Origin of the sequence: Corynebacterium pygosceleis (assembly GCF_016595275.2) — a bacterium.
In the GTDB taxonomy this organism is placed as follows: Bacteria; Actinomycetota; Actinomycetes; order Mycobacteriales; family Mycobacteriaceae; genus Corynebacterium; species Corynebacterium pygosceleis.
Map to the genome: position 1 here is coordinate 243803 of NZ_JAENIQ020000001.1, position 25818 is coordinate 269620.

The window sequence follows — 25818 nt, forward strand, 5'->3', positions numbered from 1 at the left end:
GATCGAATCAGTTGTCCCCCACTTCCCGGATCCGCTGTTCGGCCGCACGTCGTACGGGGTGCCCGATGAACCGCTTCCCGGACAGGACCCCGAGTGCCTCACGCGCGATCTCCACGGCGGCCTCCGGCTCGTCACCGTAGAACCGGGCGTCGGACGCCATCATCAGGGCACGCGCCCGGTCCACGGGCTCATCGAGCTGTTCGAACCCTGACGCCGCCGCGGTGGCGTAGTCCACCGCTGCGGAAAACCGCATCGCGTAGAGGTACATGTACGCCCTGTCGACCAGCCAGTCGGCCTCCCGCCACTCAGGGGTCTTCGGCCCCGGGTGCCCGGGATCGTTGACCAGGGCGCGCAGGGTGTCGAGGAGGTCATCGACCACGGCCATGTCGGCGTCACCGACGTATCCCGGCTGATTCACCGCTGCGGCACAGCACTTGTAGAGAGCCAGCGCGTAGGCCTCGCGGTACTTGTCCACCTTCTCCTTCGTTTGCCCGTCCGCACCGTCCCCCGCCGCCAGACGATCGGCCGCGTCCCGCCACATGGCACGGGACACCTCGATGATCCGGTGCCAGGTCGATACCGCGCGACGGGCTTCCCCGGCGTGGTCGAACGCGACGGCAGCCTGTTGCAGGGCCCCCAACTGCCGTTCCCGGTCACCCCTCGTGTCCATGTGTCCGGCGATCTTGAGCAGCTCCTCCCCCGCCTCGTCGTGGAACTCGAGTTTCGCGGACACCCGGACCAGCGCATGGCGCAGATCCAGCTCAGCCCGCGAACCGGGGTAGCCGGAGATCTTCATCAGCGCCGTCTCGAGGACCTCGGCGGCCTCGTGGTACCGGTGCGCGGAAATCAGGAGTTCCGCGAGCGTCTGTGCCGCGATGAAGGTCAATCCGGGCAATTCGGCCGCGGCACAGAGATTGAGCATCTGTCGGGCGCAGTCGATGCCCTCGTCGAGGTAACCGGCGTCACGGGCACCCCGGGCGAGGAAGAGCAGCGCGGTCAGTCGTACACCGACGGGTTCCGCCGACCCGGTCCGCATCGCGGTGTCCGCCGCCTGGCAGGCCTCCATGATCTGCCCCGAACGGAAGGCCGCCGCAGCCTCCTCGATCAACCGGTACGCGGGGTCTCCGGTCGTGCCGGGGAGTTCCCCGGTCTCGGCGTCGAGGTCGACGCCGAGGAACCATTCCGCGTCGCCGACGGCACGCTGCCACGCGTCCCGCAGCTCATCGGGGACCCCGGCGGCCTCCGGGCTGGTGCGCAGTCCCGGGTGGTCGATCAGGAGGTGGACCGCATGGTGCCAGTGGACGGTCTCGATCTCGTGTCCCACCGCGGCGTTCGCGGCGAGTGCCTCAGCGAGATCGTCGCCGCGCCACCAGCCGGTGACGTCGATGGGGACCACCGGTGGTTCGTCCTCCCCCTCGTCCGGGGTCGTCGTGGTCCCCGTGACCGGCCCGGTGGACGCCCCGGGGGAGGTGATGACCTGGTAGTCGGCCTCGTCGGGGGTGAACATGCCGGACACGTCGGCGACGGCACCCTCCACCGGCCCGGGCAGCGGGGAGACGGGTTCCGGGTCGATGAGCCGCTGCAGCGACGCGACGTGCACCGCGTGCTCCATACCCGGGCGGGCGTCGAACTGTTCGGCGATCGTCGTGGCGAGGGTGAGGAACCAGGCACGCGCCTCGGCGAGGGTCGGGCGGGTGAGCGTCTCGATGCCGGTCACCCACGGCAGGTTTTCACCGGGCAGCGTGGCATCCAGTGTGCGGTCCGTGGCCCCGGGGATCCGGTCGAGGAGCACGACCGCGGCTGCGGCGAGATTCAGCAGGTCCCTGTGGTCCTCGGCACGTTCCCACCAGGGCAGGTGACGGATGAGGATGGCCTCGGCCCGCTCGAGACGTTCCGGTCTGCCCGCGGCGCCGGACAGTGCGAGGTAACGGAGGTGGTCCGCGTGCTGGGCGAGATCGGCCGGGTCGCGGCGGTAACGCCGGTATCCGCGGACGTGGGCGGACCATGCCCTGGTGTCCTGTCCCGTCCGCAACCAGGGTTCGAGCATCTCGGTGAGCAGGCCCTCGGGTTGCGACGAACAGCTGTTCTCCATGTCGCGGAGCGCCGCCTCGCCGATCTCCCGGGCCGTCTCCCACTCGCCTCGGCTGGCGTGGTACTCGACCCGCTGTTCGGGACCGCAGCCGGCGCAGTCGGCGAGCTCGGAGTCGGGGAGATCCAGCCACTCGGCGTAGGTGTCCTCGATCCCGTCCCCACCGGTGTTCCGGAGGAACCCCAGGCGGCGCATCGCCACGGCACGTCCGGGATCCCCCAGCTCCCGGTAGTAGTCGGTCATCAGATCGAGCAGCGAGCGGTACTGCGCGACGGGCACCTCCGGGTTGTTCGCCACCGCGGAGAGCACGTACTTGAGGTTCCAGGCGTGCTTGTGGTGCAGGGCGGGGCTGAACAGGTCGGGACGGTTCGAACGCATCTCCTCGACGTAGGAGAAGGGCGCGATGCAGCGGTAGTTCCGCCCGTCCATGCAGTAGGCGGTGCAGAGCTCCGCGTGGCAGATCAGGGCCTCCTCCAGCCGGTCGGTGTCGACGGCGAGCTGGGCGGCCTCCGCCCAGAGTTCACTGCAGGTGCTCCCCCACGGTGTGCTGTCGGCACGGTGCATGAGGAGGCGGAGTTCGTCGTGCCGGTTGTCGGGCTCGGTCATGGGGTGCTCCTGGTCGTCGGGTACGTGGTTCATGTGGCGTCGCCGTCATCGAGGGACGCACTGATCAGTGCGGTGAAGAGGTTGGAGGACCAGGCCCGCACCTGGGCGTCCATGCGGTGCCTGCCGCTGAGCAGGGCCTGCACGTAGAAGCCCCTGACCGCCGATTCCACGATCACCGGGCTACCGCCTCCGGCGGCCGCGCCGGCGAGCTGGTGGATGATTCCGGCGTTGGCGTTCAGGATCAGCTGGGGTGCGTGGTCGTCGGCCTTCTCCGGGTGCATGAAATCGACCAGACCCGCGAACAGCCCCTCCGTACGGCGTTGCCGTTCCTCGAGTGCCCGACCCGCCGCATCCGGGTTGGGCAGGAACAGGACCGCCATCGTGGCGGGGAGGAACTTCCGCACGACGATGTTCAGCTTCTGTCCCTCGAGGGCGAGTTCGGCCGCGTCCACGAGGGGGATCAGTGCCGCCTCTGTACCGAGGTCGACGTTCTCGAGGACACCGAGGACGTCCCGGGGGTCGAGTTCCGCGATGTCCGCTTCCGGGCGGTCGAGTCTGATCTGCCCGATGACCTCCTCGTCGTAGGAGAAACCGGCGTTGACGATGCACAGTCCGTTGGCCTCCGCCACCGGGCGCAGGGCACGGAACCGGTCGTCGGTCGTCGTGTAGGCGATCCGCCCGTGTTTCCCGAGGATCTCGTCGAGCGTGAGCATCCCGAGTGAGGTGGAGAACGGGACGCTGGAGGCCACCAGTGCGCGGGTCTCCTCGTCGGTCACGGCCAGGGCCTTCAGGCCCGTGAGGTGGAGGGCGAGGAACTCGCGGAACCGGGCGGGCTCCCGCTCGGCGAGGTTGTTCATCCAGTTCCGGATCGCGGCACCGATGCCCTGTCGGGTCTCCTCCAGCAGTTCATCGTCGAACAATCCCTCACGGGATGCCGTGGGCTTGAGGTGTTCCGCATCGGCGACGACACGGACGAAGTACGCCCACTCAGGCACGACGTCGTAGGCGCGCTCGGACAGCAGCATCCGGCGCAGGTACACGCGGTGGTGCTGCTCCTGGCCCGGGTGCCCGGCACGCGCGGAGATGAACGCGATCCCGCGGAGACCGGCGACGGGAACATCGAGTGGAACCTGGTCGAAGGGGGTGAAGCCGAACTCCTCGTCACACCAGCGGGCCGCCGCGTCCCGGTCCATCTCCCAGGGCGCGACCGCCTCGCTGAGGCACTCCGGTTCGGCTCCCCTCCGGGCGAGTGTCACCGTCACCGGGAGGTGGCTGCCGTAGGACAGGATCCGGCGGCGCAGCACCTCGTGTTCCGCGTGCCGCTCCCCCGGCATCACCTCGAGGGTCACCGTGGTACCGGGGCCGGTGAGCTCGGCCGGGAGTTCACCGTCGGTGACCACGCTCGCGGACCAGGTTCCATCGTTGGAGCCCCGCCAGCACACCGGTTGCCCGGGGGTCGTGGCGGAGCGACTGTGGACGGTGATCCGCGGGGAGATCATGAAGCAGGACAGCAGTCCGATACCGAACTGCCCGATGAAGTCGCTGCGGGACATTCCCCATTCGTCGCGTTTCGACGACGCCCCGATGGTGGCGAGAAGCCCCTCGGCCTGCTGCGGGGTCAGGCCGATGCCCGTGTCGGTGACGGTGATCGTGGTGCCGTCGGTGATGACACGGATCTCGGCGGGGCAGTCCGGGTCGATCGCGCGGTGCGCGGTGATCGCGTCGACGCCGTTCTGCAGGAGTTCCCGGACGAAGACCTGGGGGCCGGAGTAGAGGTTCCGGCTGAGGATCTCGACGATACCGCCGAGATCGACCTGGAAGTTGTGGCTCTCAGCGCGTGCGCCGTCGGGCTGGGTCATGGATCGTTCGGTGCCTTTCTCGGACGGTCTCCGGGGACTGCACCAAGAATACGGTTTCCCCGTGAAAATGGAGCAGACCCGGCCCCTCCTACCACCGGACGTCGGGCGTTCGGTGTGGTGGGACCGGGTCTGTGCCGGTGTCAGGCGTTCAGCCTAGTGATGGTGGTGTCCACCGGCGTGGGAGTCCTCCTCCTCGGCGGGCTTCTCCACGATCGACGCCTCGGTGGTGAGCACCATGCGGGCGACGGAGGTGGCGTTGACCACCGCGGAGTGGGTCACCTTCACGGGGTCGATGATGCCCGCGTCGATGAGGTTGCCGTATTCCAGGGTGGCGGCGTTGAAACCTTCCCCGTTCGGCAGTTCGGCGGTGCGGGACACGACGACGGAACCGTCGACGCCTGCGTTCTCGGCGATCCAGAACGCCGGCTTGACCAGTGCACGCGACAGGGCGAGGACACCGACCTTGGCGTCACCCTCGAACTCCCCGGCGTATGTCTTGAGCTCGTGGGCGATCTGCACGAGTGCGGAACCGCCACCGGCGATGACACCCTCCTGGGCGGCCGCACGGGCTGCGTTGATGGCGTCCTCGACACGGAGCTTGCGCTCACTGACCTCGGTCTCGGTCGCGGCACCGACCTTGATGACGGCGATGCCGCCGGACAGCTTGGCCAGACGTTCCTGGGCCTTCTCCCGGTCCCACGAGGAGTCCGTGGACTCGATCTCGCGGCGGATCTGGCCGCGACGGTTCTCGACCGCCTCCGCACTGCCCGCGCCGTCGACGATGACGGTGGAGTCCTTCGTGACGGTGATGCGACGTGCGGAGCCGAGTGCGTCGAGGTCGATCTCGGAGAGGTTGATGCCGACCTCCGGGTCGACGATCGTGGCGTCGGTGACGACGGCGAGATCATCCATGAACGCCTTGCGACGGTCACCGAAGTACGGGGACTTCACGGCGACGATCTTCAGCGTCTTGCGGATCGAGTTGACCACCAGCATCTGCAGCGGCTCGCCCTCGATGTCCTCGGCGACGATGAGGACCTGCTTGCCGGAGTCGACGATCTTCTCCAGCAGGGGGAGGAAGTCCGGCAGGGAGGAGATCTTGTTGCGCACCAGGAGGATCAGTGCGTCATCGAGGATCGCCTGCTGCGCGTCGATGTCGGTGATGAAGTACGGGGACAGGAACCCCTTCTCGAAGGAGATGCCCTCGGTGATGTCGAGGGTGGTGTCCATCGACTGGGACTCCTCGACGGTGACGACACCGTCCTTGCCGACCTTCTCCATCGCGCCGGCGACCATCTCGCCGACCTCCGGGTCACGCGAGCTCACGGTCGCGACGTTGGCGATGTCCGATGCGGAGGCGACCTCGTTGGCGCGTTCCAGCAGCAGTTCGACGGTGCGCTCGGCACCGGCGGCGATACCGCGGTTCAGCTCGATCGGGTTCGCGCCGGCCGCGACGTTGCGCAGGCCCTCGTTGATGAGTGCCTGGGCGAGCAGCGTGGCGGTGGTGGTGCCGTCACCGGCGATGTCGTTCGTCTTCACGGCGACGGACTTCACCAGCTGGACGCCGAGATTCTCGAAGGGCTCCTCGACGTCGATCTCACGGGCGATGGTCACACCGTCATTGGTCACGGTCGGGCCACCGAAGGGCTTGTCCAGCACGACGTTACGGCCGCGCGGGCCGAGGGTGACCTTGACCGCGTCGGCCAGGGTGTCCACACCGGCCTGGATACCCTTGCGGGCCTCCTCGTTGAATGCGATCAGTTTAGCCATGGAAAAACCCTCTTACTTGGTCACGACGGCGAGAATGTCACGGGCGGAGAGAATGAGGTACTCCTCGCCCGCGTACTTGATCTCGGTGCCGCCGTACTTGGAGAAGATGACGGTGTCACCCTCGTTGACGTCCAGCGGGATACGGTCACCCTTCTCGTCGAAGCGGCCCGGACCGACGGCCACGACGGTCGCCTCCTGCGGCTTCTCCTTGGCGGAGTCCGGGATGACCAGGCCGGAAGCGGTGGTGGTCTCAGCCTCGTTGATCTGGACGAGGATCTTGTCCTCCAGCGGCTTGATGTTGACGTTCGCCACGATGAATTCCTCCATGTGCTCGGGAAGTTGAATGTGATTGTGCCGGTTGAGCTTGCCCAGCACAGCCGTCGTCGCGGGTGAACAACTGTGTGTCAAACAACCTACTGGCACTCTACCCTCGCGAGTGCCAGCACTCAACCGCGCGGTGTGCCACCCCGAGGCCGGTCCCGGGCCTTCCCGGACCGACCCTCCACCACAGTCCCGGTCACGCACTCCCCGACCACGCGGACAGGCCCCGCAGGGCCCCGTCCAGCTCCGCCGCGACATCCCCGGAGTAGACCCGCACCCGTCTCCGGTCCACACCGGTCCGACCGAGGGAATCGGTCACCGTCAGTGTCACCCGGTAGGTACCGGGCCTCCGCCACACGTGCTCCACGTACCCGTCCACCGCGGGATCAACGACGGTACCGTCGCCGAAATCCAGCCGCTGCCGGACCGGACCATCGACGAACACCCGGGACAGCATGCCCGTCGCCCCGGCGGGCTGATCCGTGAACCAGACGGCCGGAACGTCGAGGACGGCATTCGGTGCGAGCAGCTGAGCGTCGATCGCGGAGAGAACGGCGGCGACGACATCCCGTCCCCCGGCATGACCGGCGGAGCCCTGATCCGTACCCACCTCCGTGTCCGTCACCGTGATCCTGTTGAACACGGACCGCTCACCGGACTCCGGAGCGGGGAGGACATCACCCACGGACATTCCCCCGGGGTCCACCAGCGCCGCCGCGAGAGCTGCCGGATCACCCGTCGGCGGGAGCAGCCACCGGGCCTCCCCCTCACGCAGCACCGCCACACCGACCCGTGAGACGGGGTTGACGCCGGTGACGGCACCCATGATCCGGGAGGCGTCCCGTGCCAGCGCCCCGGTCACCCCGGGGTCCGTGGTGTCGAGCACCAGGATCTCATCGACCGGGCGTGTCACCGGCACCCGCCCGCCCCGGTCAATCCGGCCCCTCGCCGCTGACGTCCAGCCGGACAACGCCTCAGCCACCTCCCGGTCCCGGTTCCGCTCACCGGGAATACCGGTGAAGTAGCTGGTGTGGATGTCCACCGAGGTTCCACCCGGGTCACAGAACACGTCGTTCCGGTAGCAGTAGTCGATGCCCGTCTGTCCCGGAGCATTCAACGCCGGTGCGACTCCCCAGGGCCACTCCGGCAGAAAGGCCCGACCGGGTACCGGGGGCGCACTCCCCGTGTTACGCGGGACGCTCCCGTCCCTCAGCGGATTACCCAGGTACAACACACCCGGCAGGTAAGCACCGGCTGCGAGTGCCCACTCGGCCCCGTTGAGCGCCATCGCCCCCTGTGAATAGCCGACGGGGATCACCACCGGCTGGCACCCGGCCGCCTGCATGTCGGCCACCCGGCGCACGGCGGACCGTCGTCCCCGCTCAATGGATCCCATGATCTCGTCGAGACGCCACGCCTCGACGGCCGGATACTCCTCCGGATCCAGCGCACGAACGGTGAATCCGTGGAGATCTGCCCGCTCAAGCAACCGGGCGATCCCCTCCCCCTCCCATCCCGTCGACGGGCCGGCGGCCCCGGGGTAGTTCCGGGGCCCACTGAACTCCGACCCGGAGCCCCTCGCCGTCAGCACCATCGCTTCCGGACAGTACGGAACCACGGGCTCCGTCGCGGAACGGATCGCGCCCTGTGCCGCGACGACACCCGCGGAGCCGGCCAGCACCCCGGCCAGCCCGAGCACGAATACGGTACGGATGATTCTGCTGCGGACCACTGGAACTCCTGACGACTGTCTGTTGGTTGTCCGCGCAATCCTAACCGTCAGGGCACCGGGCGCACAGCACCCATGCTGAAAACTAGGAAACGTCGGCGTCGTTCTCCCGGCGGGCGATAGCGAGGACCGACCCCCGCCACAGGGCGTACTCGTCGGGCTCATCGTCCCGGTAGTTGCGCACCGCCTGAATACCGCGGTCGACCTTGGCGATGTCCTTCTCCGTGACGTCCGCGCCGTCCGCACCGATGAAGATCACCGGTCCACAGATCGCCGACGTCGGGTCGGTGAGGAAGTGCGCGTTGCCCGTCGCGGCCTTGTTCCGGGCCATCGACGCCACCGGGTTCGGCTCTGCGCCACTCGCCTTCGCACCCGCCGAGTACAGCGCCGCCAGGGTCTCACCGTCGTCCTGGAAGGCGACGTAGACGCGGTCGTTCTCCAGGTCGCCGAGGAAGCGGGCCGCCTCGTCGATCTCGAAGGTGAGGGTGCGGCTGGTCAGATCGGGGTAGACCAGGTAACCGATGCTCATGCGGGGGATACTCCAGGGATTTCGTCGGGACGGGCAAAGTTCAACGAGGCAACGGTATCCCGCCCCACACCACCCGGACACCGATGTCAGGGCTTCTTCCCCGACAATTCACCGACCCGTACCCGACTGTTTCCCGGGGTTACACCTGGGGGATCTCGACGTCGAGCCCGGGGTCCGTCCCGGCCGCCAGGTCACTCGGCCCGGCACCTGCCGCGATCCGGTGGGCGGCGAGTGCGGCGATCATCACGCCGTTGTCCGTGCAGAGTCTGAGTTCCGGGACCCGCAGCTCGACACCGGCGGCACGGCAGCGTTCCTCCGCCAGTTCCCGCAGCCGGGAGTTCGCGGCCACTCCCCCACCGAGGAGCAGCACCTTCGCCCCGACGTCCCCGCACGCGCGGACCGCCTTCCGGGTGAGGACGTCGACCACGGCCTCCTGGAAGGACGCGCACACGTCCGGCACGTCGATGACCCGCCCCTCGCGCTCGGCGGCCTCGACGTGGCGGGCCACCGCCGTCTTCAACCCGGAGAAGGAGAAGTCGTGGCGGGAATCATCGCGGCGCATCATGCCGCGCGGGAAGTCCACCGCCCTCGGGTTCCCCCGCCCCGCCAGGCGGTCGATGACCGGGCCGCCCGGATATCCGAGCCGGAGCAGACGCGCGACCTTGTCGTAGGCCTCGCCCGCGGCGTCGTCCAGGGTGGACCCCAGCTCCCGCGTCGGCAGCCCGACGCCGTCGACCTCGAGCAGCTGCGTGTGACCGCCGGAGACCAGCAGCGCCACCGAGTGCGGCAGGTCCCGGCCGTCGAGCGTCGCCACCGCGACATGCCCGCCGAGGTGGTTCACCGCGTAGAACGGCACCCCCCACGCCGCCGCGAAGGCCTTCGCCGCGCTCGCGCCCACGAGCAGCGCACCGGCGAGGCCGGGACCGATGGTGCACGCCACGGCATCCGGGCGGTCGACGCCCGCCTGCCGGAGTGCCTCCCGGGTGACCGGGCCGATCGACTCCAGGTGCGCACGCGACGCGATCTCGGGCACGACGCCGCCGAAACGGGCGTGCTGATCCATCGACGAGGCGACGACGTCCGCGAGGATCTCCAGTTCGGGTGTCACCCCGGGACCGTGGGTGACGCGCACGATGCCGACGCCCGTCTCGTCGCAGGAACTCTCGACGCCCATGACGATGGTGCGGCGGATCGTGTCGTCACCGTTCTGTGCCGGTTCCGGGATGGTCGACGTGTTCACAGGTCGTGTCCTCACAGGTTGTCCTCGGTGTCCGTCCGCGCTGATGCGGGATCGCGACGCATGGTGTACGCGTCCGCACCCGACGGCTGATAGTAGTTGCGGCGCACGCCCAGGCGGACGAAACCGTACCGCTCGTACAGGGTGATGGCCGGTTCATTGTCGCACCGCACCTCCAGGAACACCGGGCCGGAGCGTTCATCGGCGGCGGCGAGCATGGCCTCCAGCAGCTGACGGCCGATACCGCGACGCTGGTGTGCGGGGTCCACACCGATGGTGTGCACCTCGAACTCGGGGTCATCAGGGGGCCCGGCCATGGCGAGGATCGCGTACCCCACGAGGCCGTCCGCCCCCTCGACCGTGGCACCCGCACCAGCGGACTGATCCGCGCCACCGGTCTCCACCGCCGCGAGGCAGAGACAGAAAGGGTTGGCCGTCTCCGACCGGAACGCCGCGGCACTCCACGGATCATCCCCGGGGAAGAGGATCCGCTCAAGATCGGCACACCGCTGCGCGTCGATAGGCGCGAGGCGCCGGATGACGACGGAACCCATCACAGTTCCACGTCCGGCACGGCCGGACTGATCGGTTTCGGTTTCGGCGGCACCGCGTCCGGGCGTCGCAGGTAGAGCGGGACGATGGGCTCCGGTTCCCGGGCCAGATCGGCCGCACGGACGAGCGACACCGGCGACGGCGAGAGGTCGAACGCAGGCACCTCGGCGAGTGTGTCGACGCGGAGCTTCTCCGCCAGACTGGCCGGGACGCTGAGCGAACCGACGACGCCGACGAGTTCAGCGACGTCGGCTGGCTTGTTCACCGCCGGCCCCCCTACCCGGACCGGTCCCGCACCGGTGTCGGTGCACTCGTAGCTGGCCCAGTAGACCTCCCGCCGGCGCGCATCGGTGGCGACGAGAAGCCGGGACTGCGCGGGCTCCTGTTCCGCAAGCTGGATCGCGATGGAATCCAGCGAGCACACACCGTGCACCGGGATACCGAGCGCCTCCCCGAAGGCGATCGCGGTCGCCATCCCCACCCGCAGGCCGGTGAACGGCCCCGGCCCGCACCCGACGACCACCGCGTCGAGATCCGCGGTCTTCACACCGGCCTCATCGAGACACTCCAGGATCGACGGCGTCAGACGCTCACCGTGCTGGCGGCAGTCCGGGAGGATGCGCTCGACGACGGAGCGGACGGTCGGGGTGTTGGTTTCGTCGACCGACCCACCGGAGGCGGCGACGATACCGGTGACGATGGTCGGCGTGGACGTGTCGATGACGAGGATGTGCACGGGGGACACTGTAGTGGATGCCCGGTGCCGGCCGGAGGTGCCGGGGAGGACGGTTAACCTCAGCATCAGCAGCACCGGATTATGCCGTGAAGAGAAGGACCACAACATGAGTACCGATGACACCCCCACCATCGACCAGTTTCGCCCAGTGGTTCTCAGGGTTCTCAACGACGGAATTGAGCGTTCAACGAAACAGATTCACGATGAGGTGGCTGACCGCATGCAGCTCAGCGAATCGATCCGTGCGGAACGCCTCAACTCTGGACAACACAGGTATATGAACCGGATCAACTGGGCACTGTCGGCTCTGACGCAGGGCGGCCTCATCGTTCGTCCCAAGAGGGGGCACTACACGATCTCAGATGATGGACGGACGGTCGACAAACGAAACCTGGCCGCATACTCCGAATCAGATATGTTCGAGTGGCCAAAGTGGGCGGCTTACCAGGAGGAGGTCGCTGAGCGAAAGCGCAGCTACAGATCCAAAATCAAGGGTCAAGAAGCACCCGAGAGTGACAATCTCGTGGAGACGATCGAGGCAGGTGTCGAAGAGTTCAACGCGAAGGTTGAGACCGATCTTCGCAGAGCCCTGCAGGAATCATCACCCGAGTTCTTCGAGAGAGCGGTCGTCGACCTGTTGTGGGCCATGGGGTACGGCGGAGCGCACGGAGAAAAACAGCATGTCGGACGCTCCGGTGACGGGGGAATTGACGGAATCATCCGCCAGGATGCGCTCGGTTTGAGCAGTGTCTACATCCAGGCGAAACGATATGCCGATGACAACGTCATCCAACGCCCAGCCATACAGCAATTCTACGGGGCGCTCGCGGAGAAAGGTACGGAACGTGGCGTGTTCATCACCACGTCACGGTTCACATCAGGTGCGCAGCGGTTGGCAGACGACAATTTCCACGGGAAGATCATTCTCATCGACGGTTTTCGCTTGACATCACTGATGCTTCACTACGGGGTGGCCGTGCAGAGGGCGAAGCAGTTGACGCTGTACGAGGTCGATGCGGACTTCTTCGATGAAGGACTCGTCTGAGTATGCGCCGATACCTGGCCTGCCTCCGCACGGAATACTCAGGACCCCGCGAGTTCCACGCTGTCGAGGTCGATCTCCTCACCGGGGTCCGACCAGCCGTCTGAACTGCTCCAGATGATGGAGAAGGGCACGGGATTGCCCGGTTGCGTGAACCACGTGAGGATCGGCCCCTCCGCTCCGAAGACGTACTCGGACGGGAGCTCATCAATGTTCGGGGGAGCTCCGGTGCATATTGTTGTCTCCGCTATGACGCGTGCCCCGTCCTCGTTCAGTGCGGCCGCGAAGCGCTGCAACACGGTCGTTTCTTCCCATTCCTCGACACGGGCACCACCGGCTTCCGTCGCGTAGGTGAAGTCCAGCGCCGGAACGACGACCCGGTCGAACATCTTCCCTCTGCCGCAGGAAAACTCGGACATCAGGTGATCGACATGATGCAGCAGACCGAAGGCGTCGATGTTCTCCGCTTCACCGGGGCATTCCGCGAACCAGACGTTCACCGGGGCACCCGAGGGCAGCCGCATGGACACGCTGACCACCGGGGTCCCGTCGACCTCGACGACGCTGTGGTCCCCGATGTCCACGCCGTAGCGCTCCGCATCCCGGTAGTCGGTGAAATCCCAGGGGTCAGCGGGTTCAGACAGATCCCATGTCAGTCTCCCCGTGTCGATGGTCGCGGTCACCGACACCGGGAAACCCTCCGGAGGGCTGAAGGTGATCACCGCGAGCGCCGCGAGATCAGCGGGAATTCCACGGCTCAGTTCCGCCGGAAGGTGGACGTGCAGACCTATTTCAGAGAGTCCACGGGCGGCGGTACACAGGGTCACCGGATCGAATGCGGCCACTCCCCCGATGACAGGAATCTGGAATGAAGGGGTCGGCAGATCGTGCACAACACTCACGGTTGCTCCTCAGTGTGTCATCCGGGCGCCCGGACAGGGGGTTCGCGTCATTCTCCCACGAATCTACGCCCGCCTTCAGGCGTGCTCCCCCGTCACGTTCACGGGGCAAGGCCTATTTCCGCAACCGCCAACTGAGGATCCGCGCCTCCGACTCCGGGTCCTCCCGCACCGCGGTCTCCCGGTCGAAGGTGACCTCGAGCCAGGTGTCGGCGAGTTGTTCCACCAGTCCCCCGCCCCATTCGGCGACGATGACGGCGTCGTCGAGTTCGGTGTCCAGATCGAGGGAGTCGAGAGCCCCGAGGGCATCGACCTCGGCGTCGGGGTCCTCCCCGAACAACCGGTAGGCGTCGACGTGGATGAGGTCGGGACCTCCGGTGAGGGAGCGGTGCACGCGGGCGATGACGAACGTCGGGGACGTGACCCGGCCCTTCACCCTCATCCCCTCCGCCAGGCCCTGGGTGAAGGTGGTCTTGCCCGCGCCGAGCGGACCGTCGAGAATCACCACGTCCCCCGCTTCGAGTGCTGCGCCGAGTTCCGCCGCGAAAGCGCGGGTGTCGGCGGCGGTCTCCAGCCGCGTGGTTCCGGAGGTCGGGAACGTGGACTTCATCGGTGTTCTCCCACTGTGTGCTGCCTGACGGACACGGTCACTGCCCCACGTACCCACGGACCACGCGCCCGTGCGGGCGGCAGATGATCTCGTAGGGGATGGTCTCCAGCGCGTCGGCGACCTCGTAGGTCGTCATCTCGCCCGAGGTACCGGGCCCGAAGATCAACGCCTCATCACCCGGGTTCACCCCACACGGATTCGAACCGAGATCGATGACTATCTGGTCCATGCACACGACGCCGACCTGCGGGTAGCGGTGGCCGTCGATGGTGACCTCGATCTTCCCGGCGAGCGCACGGGCCAGACCGTCGGCGTAGCCCATGGACACGACGGCGAGCGTGCCCTCGTGCCCGGCGCGCCAGGTGTGCCCGTAGGAGACGCCTTCGCCTGCGGCGACGGGTTTGACGACGGTGACGGTCGCGGCGAGTGTCATAGCGGGCCGGAGATCACCGTCCCCGCCGGCGACGGGGTCGAGTCCGTAGAGGGCGAGCCCGGGCCGGACCATGTCGAATCCGAGGTCACCTCCGGTGAGCACGGCGGGTGAGTTCGACAGGTGGTTGACGGTCGGGTTGAGCCCGGCGTCCCTCGCGGCCCGGATGGCGTCGTGGAGTCTGGTGGCCTGGGCGGAGTTCTCCGGGTTGGCGGGTTCGTCGGCGCACGCCAGGTGGGAGAACACCCCGGTGACCTCGACGGCGTCGGAGGCGTCGGCCAGCATGCCGAACACCGCACCCCAGTCGCAGGCGGGCACCCCGGAGCGGTGGAGTCCGGTGTCGGCTTTGACGGTGACCCGCGCGGTGGTCCCGAGGGATCTGGCGGCGTCGATGACGGCGTGCGCGTGTTCCGGGGAGCTCACCCCGAGGTCGATGTTGTCGCGGATCGCGGCGGCGATGTCCTGCCCGGGTGTCCATATCCAGGACAGCACCGGGGCGGTGATCCCGCCGGCCCGTAGTGCGTGGGCCTCCGCGAGGGTCGCGACCCCGAACTGGTCGGCGCCGTTGTCGGCCATGACCGCGGCGACACGCGGGGCGCCGTGGTTGTAGCCGTCCGCCTTGACGACGGCCATCAGCTGCGAGTCACCGGCACGTCGCTTGATCAGCCGGGTGTTGTGCGCGATGGCGGCCAGATCGATGCGTGCGGTGAGCAGTTCCATGGTGGTCCATTGTGCCACGCGGGCGGTCGGGGTTCCCGTTGGCGTCTCCCCGCTCGTCGACGCCCGCCCGTCCCCACCGTCGCCTGTCACCGGTCGGGGTTCACGGCCTTGCGGACGACACCCCGGACGGCCTCGGCGATGTCACCTGATGGGACGGGTCCACCGCAGGCCAGGGCCGCCTCCGCGTGTATCTTCGCCGCGAGCGCCACCATCCCGGGATCGGGGCGGTGGGCGATGGCGGCACCGGTGATCCCGGTGAGGACGTCCCCGGAGCCGGGCGTGGCGGCCCAGGAGCAGCCGGCGTCGACGAGGAGACACTCGTCGGTGGTGGCGATGACGGTGACCCGCCCCTTGAGCAGGACGCAGCAGTTCAGTTTCTCCGCCAGCGCTCGGGTGGCGGCGATCCGGTCGGGTCCCGGGGTGGTACCGGCGAGGCGCCCGAACTCGCGGTCGTGCGGGGTGAGCACGGTGAATGCGCCCCGGTGTCCGCGGTCGGTGACGGCGTCGGCGAGGTCCGTGCGGGAGGAGACGAGGGTGAGCGCGTCGGCGTCGAGAAGCACCGGCAGGTCGGTGGCGAGGAGATCCGCGAGGATACCGGCCTCGTCATCCCCTGTCCCGGTTCCGGGACCGACGGCCCACGCCTGGACCCGACCCGCCTCACCGGTCGTGGCGGTACCGATGACCTCGGGGTGGGCGGTGGTCACCGCGCCGTGGCAGCTCCCGGCGAAGCGGACCATCGGGGAGGTGGCGCGCAGGGCCCCGGCGGTGGCTAGCACCGCCGCCCCTGGATATCTACCGGATCCCGCGTGGATGCCCACCACTCCCCCGGTGTACTTGTCCGAGGTGCGACCGGGCCTCGGCCAGGCGGCCAGGTCCCCACGTTCGACGAGTCGGGCGTACGGGATGTGGTTCTCCAGTTCCCGGTCGATCCCGAGGCCGTGGCACGTGACGGTTCCGCAGTGTTCCGCGCCGAACACGTGCACGGGTTTCAGCGCACCGAAGGTGACGGTGTGGGTGGCGGGGAGATGGTCGTCGTGGGCGTGCCCGGTCATCGGGTCGACACCGCTGGGGATGTCGACGGCGACGACGGCCGGACAGGTGCCCGTGTCTCCGGTGTCGCAGCCGCGGATCATCCGGGCCGCGTCCGCACCGTGGCCCCGCAGACCACCGGATGCCCCGATTCCGACGATGCCGTCAATGATGAGGTCGGCATCCCGGACGTCTCCGACAGGTTGTTCCCCGGGTTCACGCCAGCGGGCGCGGGGTCCGAGAAATGCGGACGCCTCCCCGTGCAGTGTCGAGCCGACGGGCCACACGGTGACACCCGCACCGCGACGGGCGAGCTCGGCTGCGGCGAACAGCGCGTCGCCGCCGTTTCCCCCGGAGCCGGCGAGGACCAGAACCTTCGCGCCTGCGGGGCCCGGGTTCCGACGTCCGCGCAGGATTCGGTCGCAGTCCACCGCCAGAGCGTGCGCGGCACGGCGCATGAGACCCCCACCGAGTTTCGTCAGGAGAGGTTTCTCGGCGGCGCGGACGGTGTCCGGGGTGTGGACGGGGATCATGGTTTCATCTCCTGGAAGGTGGCGGCGATGAAAACCATGGTAGGACTGTCTACCCCACCTGGCGCACCCGAGCCCGTCGCCGCTTCCGTGTGACGCGCGCCCCGGTGACGGCGAGTGCGCAGGCTGCGGCGACACCGGCTCCGGCGACGAACAGGATCGTCTCACTCCCGCCGGAGGTGCCGCCGGTAAACAAGGGCAGGGGGTGTTCGCCCGCCTGTCCACCGATGAACGCCCCCGATGCGATGCCGATGTTGAAGGCCCCGGAGTTGAGGCCGGATCCGGCCTCGGCGTTGTCTCCGGCGGCGCGGAGCACCCACGCCTGGGAGACCACGGAGATCGCGCCACCGAACAGCCCCCAGGCGAGCATGACCAGGCCGGCGGACAGCGGCGAACCGACGAACAGGGCGAACGCGAGTAGTGCGGCGACGACTCCGGCGGGGATGATCACGACGGTGGCGTCGAGGGAACGTTTCATCAGCGGACCCGCGAGGAAGTTGCCGGTGAGCCCGGCGATACCGAAGATGAATAGTTGGGTGCTGATCCCGGTGACGGGTACCCCGCCGAGGTCCTGCAGGAGCGGTGAGGCGTAGGTGTAGGCGGTGAAGTGCGCGGTGACGAGGATGAGCGTGTAGGCCACACCGAACTGGACCCCACGCAGGCGGGCGGTCGCCGCGATGTCGCCCAGGCTGACCGCCGTGGTGGTCGTGGCCGCGGGGACGAGCAGGATCAGGCCGACCGCCACGAGGAGGGCGGCTCCCGCCACGACGATAAACGCCTCCTCCCAGGAGGTCCGCTCCCCCAGCCAGGTCGCCAGCGGCACCCCGAGGACGATGGCGGCCGCCGCTCCGGAGAAAGCGACCGTGAGGGCCTTCGGGGCGTCCTCCTCCGCCGCGACGCGGACGACCGTCGCTCCGAGGAGCGCCCAGAACATGCCGAGCGCGACTCCGACGAGGATGCGGGAGGCCAGGAAGAATCCGGCGGTGGGTGAGAGTGCCGAGAGCACGCCCGAGACGGCGTTCGCGGCCAGGGCACCGGCGAGGATGAACCTCCTGTCGGTGCGTCCGACGAGCTTCGGGGCGAAGATCGCGACGACGCCCGCGAGGATTCCGGGGATGGTGACGCCGAGGCCGATCGTGCCGTGGGAGGTGTCGAGGTCGTCGGCGACGAGGGTCAGGACACCGATGGGCAGTTCCTCCATCGTGGTCATGACGAAGATTCCCAGGCCCAGCATGACGATGCCCGCCCAGGGGGTGCGGTCGGCGGTGTCGGACAACGTTGTCGATTCCTTTCCTCGGTGTTTTCCTCGGTTGCGGTGCCGCGCGCGAGTGCGCCCCGCGACCACGAGGTGGGCGCGGGGCGCGTCGTGACGCCGGTGTGTGGGACCGTGGCGTCAACCGGTGACGAAGGGGGAGACTACTCCACCGTCACGGACTTGGCGAGGTTCCGGGGCTTGTCGATGTCATCGTTGCCGCAGTGGCGGGCGATGTCGGCTGCGAGGAACTGGAGTGGCACGGTCGCGAGGAGCGGCTGCATGATCGACGAGGACTCGGGGATGCGGATCAGCCAGTTCGCGAACGGTTCGACGGAGGTGTCCCCCTCTTCGGCGATGACGATGGTCTTCGCTCCGCGGGCGCGGATCTCCTGGATGTTGGACACGATCTTGGAGTGCAGGACCTTCACTCCGTTCGGGCTGGGCACGACGACGACCACTGGCAGGTCCTCCTCGATGAGCGCGATCGGGCCGTGCTTGAGTTCACCGGCGGGGAACCCTTCCGCGTGGATGTACGCCAGCTCCTTGAGCTTCAGCGCCCCCTCGAGGGCGATGGGGAATCCGACGCCGCGGCCGAGGAACAGCATGGTGCGGATCGCGCCGAGGGTGTCGGCGATCTGGGCGACGTCATCGGCGCAGTCGAGCAGCTTCTCGATCTTCGCGGGGATGGCCTCGAGGTCCTCCCAGATGTCGGCGATCTCGTCGGGGTACTTCGTGCCGCGCGCCTGCGCGAGCGCGAGGCCCACGATGTAGTTCGCGGCGACCTGCGCGAGGAACGCCTTGGTGGAGGCGACACCGATCTCGGGGCCGGCGTGGGTGTAGAGCACGGCGTCGGATTCGCGGGGGATCTGCGCACCGTTGGTGTTGCAGACGGCGAGGACCTTCGCGCCCTGCGCCTTGGCGTGGCGCACCGCCTCGAGGGTGTCGGCGGTCTCCCCGGACTGGGAGACGGCGATGACGAGCGTCCGCTTGTCCAGGATCGGGTCGCGGTAGCGGAACTCGCTGGCGACCTCGATCTCGACGGGGATGCGGACCCAGTGCTCGATGGCGTACTTGGCGAGCAGACCGGAGTGGTAGGCCGAACCGCAGGCGACGACGTACACCTTGTCCAGGTTGCGGAGGTCGTCGTCGGTGAGTCCGTCCTCGTCGAGGCGGATACGCCCGTCGACGAAGTGTCCGGCGAGGGTGTCGCGTACGGCGGCGGGCTGCTCGTGGATCTCCTTGATCATGAAGGAGTCGTAGCCGCCCTTCTCCGCTGCGGCGAGATCCCAGTCGATGGTGAACGGGCGGCCCTCTGCGGGGGTGCCGTCGAAGTTGAGCAGTTCGTAACCGTCGGCGTTGATGACGACGACGGTGTCCTGGCCGAGTTCCACCGCCTCGCGGGTGAATTCGATGAAGGCGGCGACGTCTGAGCCGAGGAAGGTCTCGCCCTCGCCGACGCCGACGATCAGTGGCGTGGAGCGGCGTGCGGCGATGATCTCGCCGGGGTGATCGGCGTGGGTGAACAGCAGCGTGAACGCGCCCTCGAGGCGGTTGAGCACGGACAGGGCGCTCGCGCGGAAATCACCGGCGGTCTCACCGTCGTTGTAGGCGCGGGCGAGCAGGTGCGCGGCGACCTCGGAGTCGGTGACCGACTTCATCTCGACGCCGTCGCGTTCGAGCTGCTCGCGGAGCGGCGCGAAGTTCTCGATGATGCCGTTGTGGACGATCGCGACCTTCCCGTCGAAGGAGACGTGCGGGTGTGCGTTCTCGTCGGTGGGACGGCCGTGGGTGGCCCATCTGGTGTGCCCGATGGCGGTGTGCCCGACCAGGTGGTCGCGCCCGGTCTCGGAGATCTTGTCCACCAGGTTCGCGAGCTGTCCGGCCCGCTTGACGGACTGGATTCCACCGTCGTCACCGACGATCGCGATGCCCGAGGAATCGTATCCGCGGTACTCCATCCGACGCAGCGCTTCCAGGGCGATGTCGAGGCCCTGCTGTTTACCTACATATCCAACGATTCCACACATACCGACCACAGTAGTGGAAGCCGGGGATCCGCCCGCTCACCCACGCTCAACGGGACGCAGACCCGTCGGGGACGGCGGACGTCGTTCCCCGGGGACCGGGCCGCAGGGGTCCGACGGTGTCCGTCCGGGATCTTTCCGTGTCCGTGGTGAGTGTGGTGATGCACGACCGTGAACTATCCTGGGGGCGTGGCTCAGAAACTGAAGAAGCAAATGTCCAAGCTGTCCCGGCGCGGCCCACACCGGGTGATGGTCGGCGACCTCGATGTCGCCGGGATCCCCGGCAAGCTGTACACCCCTGCGGAGGGTGACGGCATCCCCGGGATCGTGTTCGGGCATGACTGGATGACGGGGGTGGACAGGTACCACCGCACCCTCAGGCACCTCGCGAGTTGGGGTATCGCTGTGGCTGCACCGGGGACGGAGAAGGGGGTCCTCCCGGACCACCGGGGGTTCGTCGCGGACATGGAGACCTGTCTTCAGATTCTCGCGGGTGTGAAGCTTGGCGCCGGGAAGGTGACGGTGTCGCCCGGCAGGCTCGGTGTCGCCGGGCACGGGATGGGGGCGGGTTGCGCGATCCTCGCCGCCGTCGATCGTTCCGCCGTCCGCGCCGTGGGTGCGCTCTACCCGGCTGTGACGAGTCCTTCATGTGCTGAGGCGGCGAAGGAGATGACCGTTCCCGGGCTCGTCGTCGGTTCCGGGCGTCCCTTCCTCATCGACGCCGGTAGCCCGGCGAAGGTCGCGGCGAACTGGGGGTGTGATGACGTGGTGTACCGCGTCGTGGACAAGGGCACCCAGTTCAGTTTTCCGGAGCGGATCGGCACGAATCTCGCCATCGGCGTGGGTCTGCCGAAGTTCTCCGCGCAGGAGGCGGCCCGGGCTCTGCTCACCGGATTCCTGCTCCACCGCCTGGGCGGGGAAAAGGACTTCGCGGCCTTTTCCGATCCGGAGGCGGACCCGGGTAAGGGCGTGACCGCCTACACCGGGGAGGAACTCGCCGACGAGGCCGATTCACTCGTGTCCTGACGACGGCCGGAGCGGTTCAGTTCCATCCCTGGCGCAGGACGCCCCGGGCGGATGTCCGGGGACGACGTTCAGCGGGAACAGCCACATCCCGTCTGATCTGGGCGCCTGGGGGGACGGCCTTCCCTTCGTCCCGGCTCGTGTCGGGGTGCACTGCGGCTGATCGCCACCCACGTGTCTGATTCCCCGCTTTTCCCGCGGCTTCACTCGCCGACCTGTGCGCACGTTCGAGGGCTTTCTCGAAGTCCGCGAGACGTCGCATCGAACGTTGCTCGAAGCCCGCGATGAACCGGTCGAATTCGTCGGTCACCAGCGGCCCGCCTTCCGTGTCGTGCCGACGGGGTCACCGGTGTCCTGTACCGGGGCGGCGGGGCCGGGTTCCGGTGGGGGCCCGGTTTCCGGGGCCGGTCGAGGCTCCACCCGGTCGGGTTCGGGCACGGGGGCCGGTGCGGGGCCTTCGGGTGCGGTCTCCGGTGATTCGACCGGCTCAGTGTGTCCGCTCCCGGTTCCGTCAGTGATGTCGGGGGCCGGTGGCGGTGTCTCCTGCGGGACGGTGTCTCCGGTGGTGTCGGTGAGAGGTTCCGGAGAGCCGTCCGCGAGATCGGCGATCATGTCGGCGCCGAGAAGGGCGACCCCGACACCGAGAGCACCGAGGATTCCGGTGCACGAGAGCGCGTCGACGCCCGCCGCCACCGGTGCTTCGCCACCGGCTCCCGGAGTCGTCACCTCCGGGTCCGGTTCGATCTGCGGGGGCGGATGGGAGAGCGCGGGGTTGAACAGGATCTCCGCCGCCGGGGAGAGCTGTGGCGGGGTGACGCCCGCGATGGCCGACTGTATCGCCATGAGGTGATTGAGCCCCTCACACATCGTCTCGTCACGGTCCACGCACAGTCCCCAGATCTCGTGGGCGCATTCATCGACGAGTGTGGCCGCCGTCCCGACGAGATCCCGGAATGTGTCCCAGTCACCGTCGGTGTGTGCACGGTAGATCATGAGCGTCTGTGCCCTGATCACGGACAACGTCGCCCGGACGGTCACCCCGGCTGCTTCCCCGGACATCCTGCACAGGGTCGCGTTCGCGGACATCGCACGCGCGGCCCCCTCGACCGCCTTCCCCTGTTCGGCGCAGTAGGTCAGGTAGTCCTCCACGACGCCGGTGAGCTGCTCCGCGATGAGTTGTGCGGGCCCGTCCTCCCCCAGTCGACCGACGACGTCCCTGAGGTTCTCCCCCACGTCCTGCTGGTCAGCCGGACCGGGGACCGCGACCGCCCTGTCGAGGACGGCGCCCGGGTTGAATCCCGTCACGGTCCCCACGGTGTCGGCGAGCTCCTCCGGTGTCACCTGCGGGCCCGCCCATGCCGCACGGGCGGCCTTCTCCAGCTCCGTGACGACGGCCCGGTAGTCCTCGACCGCGTTGTACAGCATGCGGACACCGGCGTCCGCGTCACCCGTGCGTGTCTCGGTCGTGTCCTTCACCGGAGGATTCCCCTCAGTTCATCACCGAACGTGCGGTCACCGGAGACGAACTCATCGACCTGGACCAGGGCTGCGGACACCGTGGCCCGGATTGCCTCCAGCCGGTGCGCGGTGGCTGCGTGCAGGTCGAGAAACTGCCGGTCCAGTTCCACCGCGAAGTCGCGGAACCCGGTACCGAGGTGCTCGCCGACAGGTTCCGGGACCATGGCCGCGTGCCGTGCCTGCCGCTGCTCGACGTCGTCCAGGAGCCTCTTCAGGGCCTCGACGACACCGGGATCGAGACGGAGGACGGATGCCGAATCATCCGCCGCCGGAGAGCCGGGTGTGTGACCGTTGTCCACGTCTGAACCTCATTCATCTGTGCCGGGTACCCGCGCGCCCCTCGTCCGTGATCCTCACCGGATCGGAACGGCGCGGGAATGCAGCTGGATCCCATCATTCTTGGTCTTTAGACCGTCACGGCCGGTGAAAAGGTTCCACCCTTTTTCAGCACCTGCGCACCGCAGAACGGACACCCGACTGAGGAAGTTCCTCTACCTGCGTCGACACCGGGGCGGCAGGATGCCGCGGGGGTGGTCGCAGGGGTGGAACGGCGGCGGCGGGATCTCCGGATCAGACCTCCGCGACGACCGCCGCCAGGCGACCCGCCACCCGCCGGGCGGTTTCCGCGTCCGCCGCCTCGACCATGACACGGTACAGCTCCTCGGTTCCGGAGGGGCGCAGGAGCACCCGGCCGGTCTCACCGAGTTCCGCCTCCGCCGTCGCCGTCGCCTCCGCGACCCGGGCGCTGGATGAGATCGCCGTCTTGTCCGACACCGGGACGTTGATGAGGACCTGGGGCAGCACGGTCATCGCCGCGGCGAGTTCCTTCAGTGTCTTGCCCGTCTCAGCCATCCTGGCCATGAGCGCCAGGCCGGTGAGGGTACCGTCTCCGGTGGTTCCGTGGTCCGGGAGCACGATGTGCCCGGACTGTTCACCCCCGAGGGAGAAACCCCCGGCGTTGAGGTCAGCGAGGACGTAACGGTCCCCCACCTTCGTGGTGCGCAGCGCGATACCCGCCTCCTCCATGGCGAGTTTGAGTCCGAGATTGCTCATCACCGTGGCGACGAGCGTGTTCTTGCGCAGTTCACCGTTCTCCTTCATGGCGATCGCGAGGATCGCCATGATCTGGTCACCGTCGACGACGGTGCCCTCCGCGTCGACCGCGAGACACCGGTCGGCGTCACCGTCGTGGGCGAGCCCGATGTCCGCGCCGTGCTCGATGACGGCCTGCTGCACCTGGTCGATGTGGGTGGATCCGCAGCCGTCGTTGATGTTGTAGGAATTGGGTTTGTCGTGGATGGCGATGACCTCGGCGCCGGCGGCGCCGTACGCGAGCGGCGTCACCTCATGGGCCGCGCCGTTGGCGCAGTCGACGACGACCCTGATACCGGAGAGATCCTTCGCCACGGCCTGTGACAGGTGCTGGAGGTAGCGTTCCTGCGCGTCGTGGGCCTCCTCCAGGACCCTCCCGATACCGTGCCCGGTCGGTCCCCCCTCCGGGAGACGCGCCATCGCCGCCTCGATCTCGTCCTCCACCTCGTCGGCGAGCTTGTGCCCACCGGAGGCGAAGAATTTGATGCCGTTGTCCGGCATCGGGTTGTGGGAGGCCGAGATCATGACGCCCATGTCGGCACCGTAGTCGTCGGTGAGGAACGCCACCGCCGGCGTGGGTAGGACGCCGACCCGAAGAACATCGACGCCCTGGCTGGCCATACCGGCGGCGAGGGCGGCGGCGAGCATTTCACCCGAGACCCGGGGATCTCGTCCGATGATTGCCATCGGGCGGCGTTTGGAGGTGCGGTTTTCCTTGGTGAGAACATGGGCGGCAGCGACTCCCAGGCGGAGAGCCAGGGGCGCGGTCAACGCCTTGTTCGCCAGTCCACGTACGCCGTCAGTTCCGAAGAGTCGAGTCATGTGTCCATTATGCCGGTCGGGTGTACCCGGTGAGTGCGGTGGGGTGATCCACGGTGCGGTGCCCGCCGCATGTGCCCCTCCCCGGAAACGGCGGGAGCCGCCGCCCCCACGGGAAAGTGGGAACGACGGCTCGTACCGTCCCGCGCGAGGACGGGACGGGGATCCTGGAAAAGGATCAGCGCTTCGAGTACTGCGGAGCGCGACGGGCCTTGTGCAGACCGGCCTTCTTGCGCTCGACGGCACGGGCGTCACGGGTGAGGAAGCCTGCCTTCTTCAGCGCATCCCGGTCGGCCGGGTTGTAGCTGATGAGGGCACGGGCGATGGCCAGGCGGAAAGCACCGGCCTGGCCGGTGGGGCCGCCACCGCCGAGATTGGCGTGGATGTCGAACTGGCCTTCACGGTCGATCAGGACCAGCGGGGCCTTGATCAGCTGCTGGTGCAGCTTGTTCGGGAAGTAGTCCTCGAGGGAACGACCGTTGCAGAAGAACTCGCCGGAACCGGCGGTCATGCGGACACGCACGATGGCGCGCTTACGACGACCGACGGTCTGGATCGGGTGATCCAGCTCAGCGGGGGCAACCGGAGCGTCCAGCTCGGAGTCGGTCGCCTCAGGTGCGATCGCGTCACCGATGGTGGTGGTGAACTCCTCGGTCGCGGCCTGGGCGGCGGCGATGTCGGAGGCCTCGGCGGCCTGGGGCTCGTTGGTGTTGTTCTCGGTCACTGGGCCACCTGCTTGATCTCGTAGGTCTCGGGCTTCTGGGCAGCGTACGGGTGCTCGGAGCCGGCGAAAACGCGCAGCTTCTTGACCGACGCACGGGTGAGCTTGGTGTGCGGCATCATGCCCTCGATCGCCTCGAAGACGACACGCTCGGGGTGCAGCTCCATGGAGCGACCCAGGGTCATGGTCTTCAGACCACCCGGGTAACCGGAGTGGCGGTAGCGGAACTCACGGTCCCGCTTGTTGGACGAGATGTGGACCTTGTCGGCGTTGATGACGATGACGTAGTCACCGCAGTCGACGTTCGGCGCGTAGAGCGGCTTGCCCTTGCCGCGCAGCAGGTCGGCGACGTGCGTGGCCAGACGGCCGAGCACCACGTCGGTGGCGTCGATGACATACCACTTACGGGTGATGTCACCGCTTCTCGGGTGGTAAGTAGACAAAATGACTCCTCTGAAGAGCGTTGTGTCGAAAACTGCCGGCCACGAATCAACGTGCGGATGATCAGGTACGGCGGCCGGTGGAGACCCGCACTGATCCGCTGTCTCCCGGCAACCCTCACGTCATCCGACCGGCATGACCGATTCGAATGGGTGACAGGGCGTCATCGGGAGACTCCACACACAGACATCTCAGCTTAGGTGACGGAGGTGAAAAAACCAATCCGGTGCCCCACGC

23 protein-coding genes are annotated in these 25818 nt (G+C 68.0%); 2 read left to right on the forward strand and 21 right to left on the reverse strand.

Annotated elements, in window-relative coordinates:
- Positions 1–7: 7 nt before the first annotated feature.
- The 9 genes from JIM94_RS00990 to tsaB all read right to left on the reverse strand — a co-directional run bounded on the left by JIM94_RS00990 (position 8) and on the right by tsaB (position 11428).
- Positions 8–2695 carry a hypothetical protein gene (locus JIM94_RS00990; RefSeq protein WP_200253768.1) on the reverse strand — a complete coding sequence of 896 codons (2688 nt, stop codon included), beginning with the start codon at positions 2693–2695 and terminating at the stop codon, positions 8–10.
- 29 nt (positions 2696–2724) lie between these two features.
- Positions 2725–4554 (reverse strand): HSP90 family protein, encoded by a 1830-nt coding sequence (locus JIM94_RS00995; RefSeq protein ID WP_200253770.1) that lies wholly within the window; start codon positions 4552–4554, stop codon positions 2725–2727.
- A 153-nt stretch (positions 4555–4707) separates the two neighbouring features.
- A complete protein-coding gene (gene groL, locus JIM94_RS01000; protein WP_200253772.1) occupies positions 4708–6324 on the reverse strand; it encodes a chaperonin GroEL in 1617 nt (538 codons plus the stop codon).
- A 12-nt stretch (positions 6325–6336) separates the two neighbouring features.
- The gene (gene groES, locus JIM94_RS01005) at positions 6337–6636 is read right to left on the reverse strand and encodes a co-chaperone GroES (RefSeq protein WP_200253980.1); all 300 of its coding nucleotides are present in this window, start codon (positions 6634–6636) and stop codon (positions 6337–6339) included.
- A 205-nt stretch (positions 6637–6841) separates the two neighbouring features.
- Positions 6842–8377, reverse strand: a complete 1536-nt coding sequence (locus JIM94_RS01010) for a PKD domain-containing protein (RefSeq protein ID WP_200253775.1) — start codon at positions 8375–8377, stop codon at positions 6842–6844.
- A gap of 82 nt (positions 8378–8459) precedes the next feature.
- A complete protein-coding gene (locus JIM94_RS01015) occupies positions 8460–8903 on the reverse strand; it encodes an SH3 domain-containing protein (RefSeq protein ID WP_200253777.1) in 444 nt (147 codons plus the stop codon).
- 139 nt (positions 8904–9042) lie between these two features.
- On the reverse strand, positions 9043–10077 hold the full coding sequence (tsaD, locus tag JIM94_RS01020) for a tRNA (adenosine(37)-N6)-threonylcarbamoyltransferase complex transferase subunit TsaD (RefSeq protein WP_200253982.1): 1035 nt from the start codon (positions 10075–10077) through the stop codon (positions 9043–9045).
- Positions 10078–10154: 77 nt separating this feature from the next.
- Positions 10155–10694, reverse strand: coding sequence for a GNAT family N-acetyltransferase (locus JIM94_RS01025; RefSeq protein WP_200253779.1), 540 nt, complete (start codon positions 10692–10694; stop codon positions 10155–10157).
- Entirely contained in the window at positions 10694–11428 is a 735-nt protein-coding gene (gene tsaB, locus JIM94_RS01030) for a tRNA (adenosine(37)-N6)-threonylcarbamoyltransferase complex dimerization subunit type 1 TsaB (RefSeq protein ID WP_200253781.1), read from the reverse strand. The genes JIM94_RS01025 and tsaB overlap by 1 nt, the downstream gene beginning before the upstream one ends.
- A gap of 106 nt (positions 11429–11534) precedes the next feature.
- Between tsaB and JIM94_RS01035 the strand changes: the two genes are divergently transcribed.
- Positions 11535–12473 (forward strand): restriction endonuclease, encoded by a 939-nt coding sequence (locus JIM94_RS01035; protein WP_200253783.1) that lies wholly within the window; start codon positions 11535–11537, stop codon positions 12471–12473.
- Positions 12474–12511: 38 nt separating this feature from the next.
- Here the strand turns inward: JIM94_RS01035 and JIM94_RS01040 are convergent, their stop codons facing one another.
- The 6 genes from JIM94_RS01040 to glmS all read right to left on the reverse strand — a co-directional run bounded on the left by JIM94_RS01040 (position 12512) and on the right by glmS (position 19970).
- Positions 12512–13372, reverse strand: a complete 861-nt coding sequence (locus tag JIM94_RS01040) for a hypothetical protein (protein ID WP_200253785.1) — start codon at positions 13370–13372, stop codon at positions 12512–12514.
- Positions 13373–13484: 112 nt separating this feature from the next.
- Positions 13485–13979 (reverse strand): tRNA (adenosine(37)-N6)-threonylcarbamoyltransferase complex ATPase subunit type 1 TsaE, encoded by a 495-nt coding sequence (gene tsaE / locus JIM94_RS01045; RefSeq protein WP_200253787.1) that lies wholly within the window; start codon positions 13977–13979, stop codon positions 13485–13487.
- Between the two features lie 37 nt (positions 13980–14016).
- Positions 14017–15129, reverse strand: coding sequence for an alanine racemase (alr, locus tag JIM94_RS01050; RefSeq protein WP_200253789.1), 1113 nt, complete (start codon positions 15127–15129; stop codon positions 14017–14019).
- An 86-nt stretch (positions 15130–15215) separates the two neighbouring features.
- On the reverse strand, positions 15216–16691 hold the full coding sequence (locus tag JIM94_RS01055) for a bifunctional ADP-dependent NAD(P)H-hydrate dehydratase/NAD(P)H-hydrate epimerase (RefSeq protein WP_200253791.1): 1476 nt from the start codon (positions 16689–16691) through the stop codon (positions 15216–15218).
- A gap of 49 nt (positions 16692–16740) precedes the next feature.
- A complete protein-coding gene (locus JIM94_RS01060) occupies positions 16741–17964 on the reverse strand; it encodes an MFS transporter (RefSeq protein WP_200253793.1) in 1224 nt (407 codons plus the stop codon).
- A 140-nt stretch (positions 17965–18104) separates the two neighbouring features.
- Entirely contained in the window at positions 18105–19970 is a 1866-nt protein-coding gene (gene glmS / locus JIM94_RS01065; RefSeq protein WP_200253795.1) for a glutamine--fructose-6-phosphate transaminase (isomerizing), read from the reverse strand.
- Between the two features lie 186 nt (positions 19971–20156).
- Between glmS and JIM94_RS01070 the strand changes: the two genes are divergently transcribed.
- Positions 20157–20993: a dienelactone hydrolase family protein gene (locus JIM94_RS01070; protein ID WP_200253797.1), complete on the forward strand. Its 837-nt coding sequence runs from the start codon at positions 20157–20159 to the stop codon at positions 20991–20993.
- A 16-nt stretch (positions 20994–21009) separates the two neighbouring features.
- Here the strand turns inward: JIM94_RS01070 and JIM94_RS01075 are convergent, their stop codons facing one another.
- The 6 genes from JIM94_RS01075 to rplM all read right to left on the reverse strand — a co-directional run bounded on the left by JIM94_RS01075 (position 21010) and on the right by rplM (position 25583).
- Positions 21010–21300 (reverse strand): hypothetical protein, encoded by a 291-nt coding sequence (locus tag JIM94_RS01075; protein ID WP_200253799.1) that lies wholly within the window; start codon positions 21298–21300, stop codon positions 21010–21012.
- Positions 21297–22466, reverse strand: a complete 1170-nt coding sequence (locus JIM94_RS01080; protein WP_200253801.1) for a hypothetical protein — start codon at positions 22464–22466, stop codon at positions 21297–21299. Before JIM94_RS01080 ends, JIM94_RS01075 begins: the two co-directional genes overlap by 4 nt.
- Positions 22463–22807: a hypothetical protein gene (locus JIM94_RS01085; protein ID WP_200253804.1), complete on the reverse strand. Its 345-nt coding sequence runs from the start codon at positions 22805–22807 to the stop codon at positions 22463–22465. The genes JIM94_RS01080 and JIM94_RS01085 overlap by 4 nt, the downstream gene beginning before the upstream one ends.
- 271 nt (positions 22808–23078) lie before the next feature.
- Positions 23079–24422 carry a phosphoglucosamine mutase gene (glmM, locus tag JIM94_RS01090; protein WP_200253806.1) on the reverse strand — a complete coding sequence of 448 codons (1344 nt, stop codon included), beginning with the start codon at positions 24420–24422 and terminating at the stop codon, positions 23079–23081.
- 175 nt (positions 24423–24597) lie between these two features.
- Positions 24598–25143, reverse strand: coding sequence for a 30S ribosomal protein S9 (gene rpsI / locus JIM94_RS01095; protein WP_200253808.1), 546 nt, complete (start codon positions 25141–25143; stop codon positions 24598–24600).
- Positions 25140–25583, reverse strand: coding sequence for a 50S ribosomal protein L13 (rplM, locus tag JIM94_RS01100; protein ID WP_200253810.1), 444 nt, complete (start codon positions 25581–25583; stop codon positions 25140–25142). The genes rpsI and rplM overlap by 4 nt, the downstream gene beginning before the upstream one ends.
- Positions 25584–25818 lie beyond the last annotated feature (235 nt).

Coding starts and splice junctions, on each gene's coding strand:
- JIM94_RS00990 (WP_200253768.1), bottom strand. CDS start 2,695: ATGACCGAGCCCGACAACCGGCACGACGAACTCCGCCTCCTCATGCAC.
- JIM94_RS00995 (WP_200253770.1), bottom strand. CDS start 4,554: ATGACCCAGCCCGACGGCGCACGCGCTGAGAGCCACAACTTCCAGGTC.
- groL (WP_200253772.1), bottom strand. CDS start 6,324: ATGGCTAAACTGATCGCATTCAACGAGGAGGCCCGCAAGGGTATCCAG.
- JIM94_RS01015 (WP_200253777.1), bottom strand. CDS start 8,903: ATGAGCATCGGTTACCTGGTCTACCCCGATCTGACCAGCCGCACCCTC.
- tsaD (WP_200253982.1), bottom strand. CDS start 10,077: ATGGGCGTCGAGAGTTCCTGCGACGAGACGGGCGTCGGCATCGTGCGC.
- JIM94_RS01025 (WP_200253779.1), bottom strand. CDS start 10,694: ATGGGTTCCGTCGTCATCCGGCGCCTCGCGCCTATCGACGCGCAGCGG.
- JIM94_RS01035 (WP_200253783.1), top strand. CDS start 11,535: ATGAGTACCGATGACACCCCCACCATCGACCAGTTTCGCCCAGTGGTT.
- tsaE (WP_200253787.1), bottom strand. CDS start 13,979: ATGAAGTCCACGTTCCCGACCTCCGGAACCACGCGGCTGGAGACCGCC.
- alr (WP_200253789.1), bottom strand. CDS start 15,129: ATGGAACTGCTCACCGCACGCATCGATCTGGCCGCCATCGCGCACAAC.
- JIM94_RS01055 (WP_200253791.1), bottom strand. CDS start 16,691: ATGATCCCCGTCCACACCCCGGACACCGTCCGCGCCGCCGAGAAACCT.
- glmS (WP_200253795.1), bottom strand. CDS start 19,970: ATGTGTGGAATCGTTGGATATGTAGGTAAACAGCAGGGCCTCGACATC.
- glmM (WP_200253806.1), bottom strand. CDS start 24,422: ATGACTCGACTCTTCGGAACTGACGGCGTACGTGGACTGGCGAACAAG.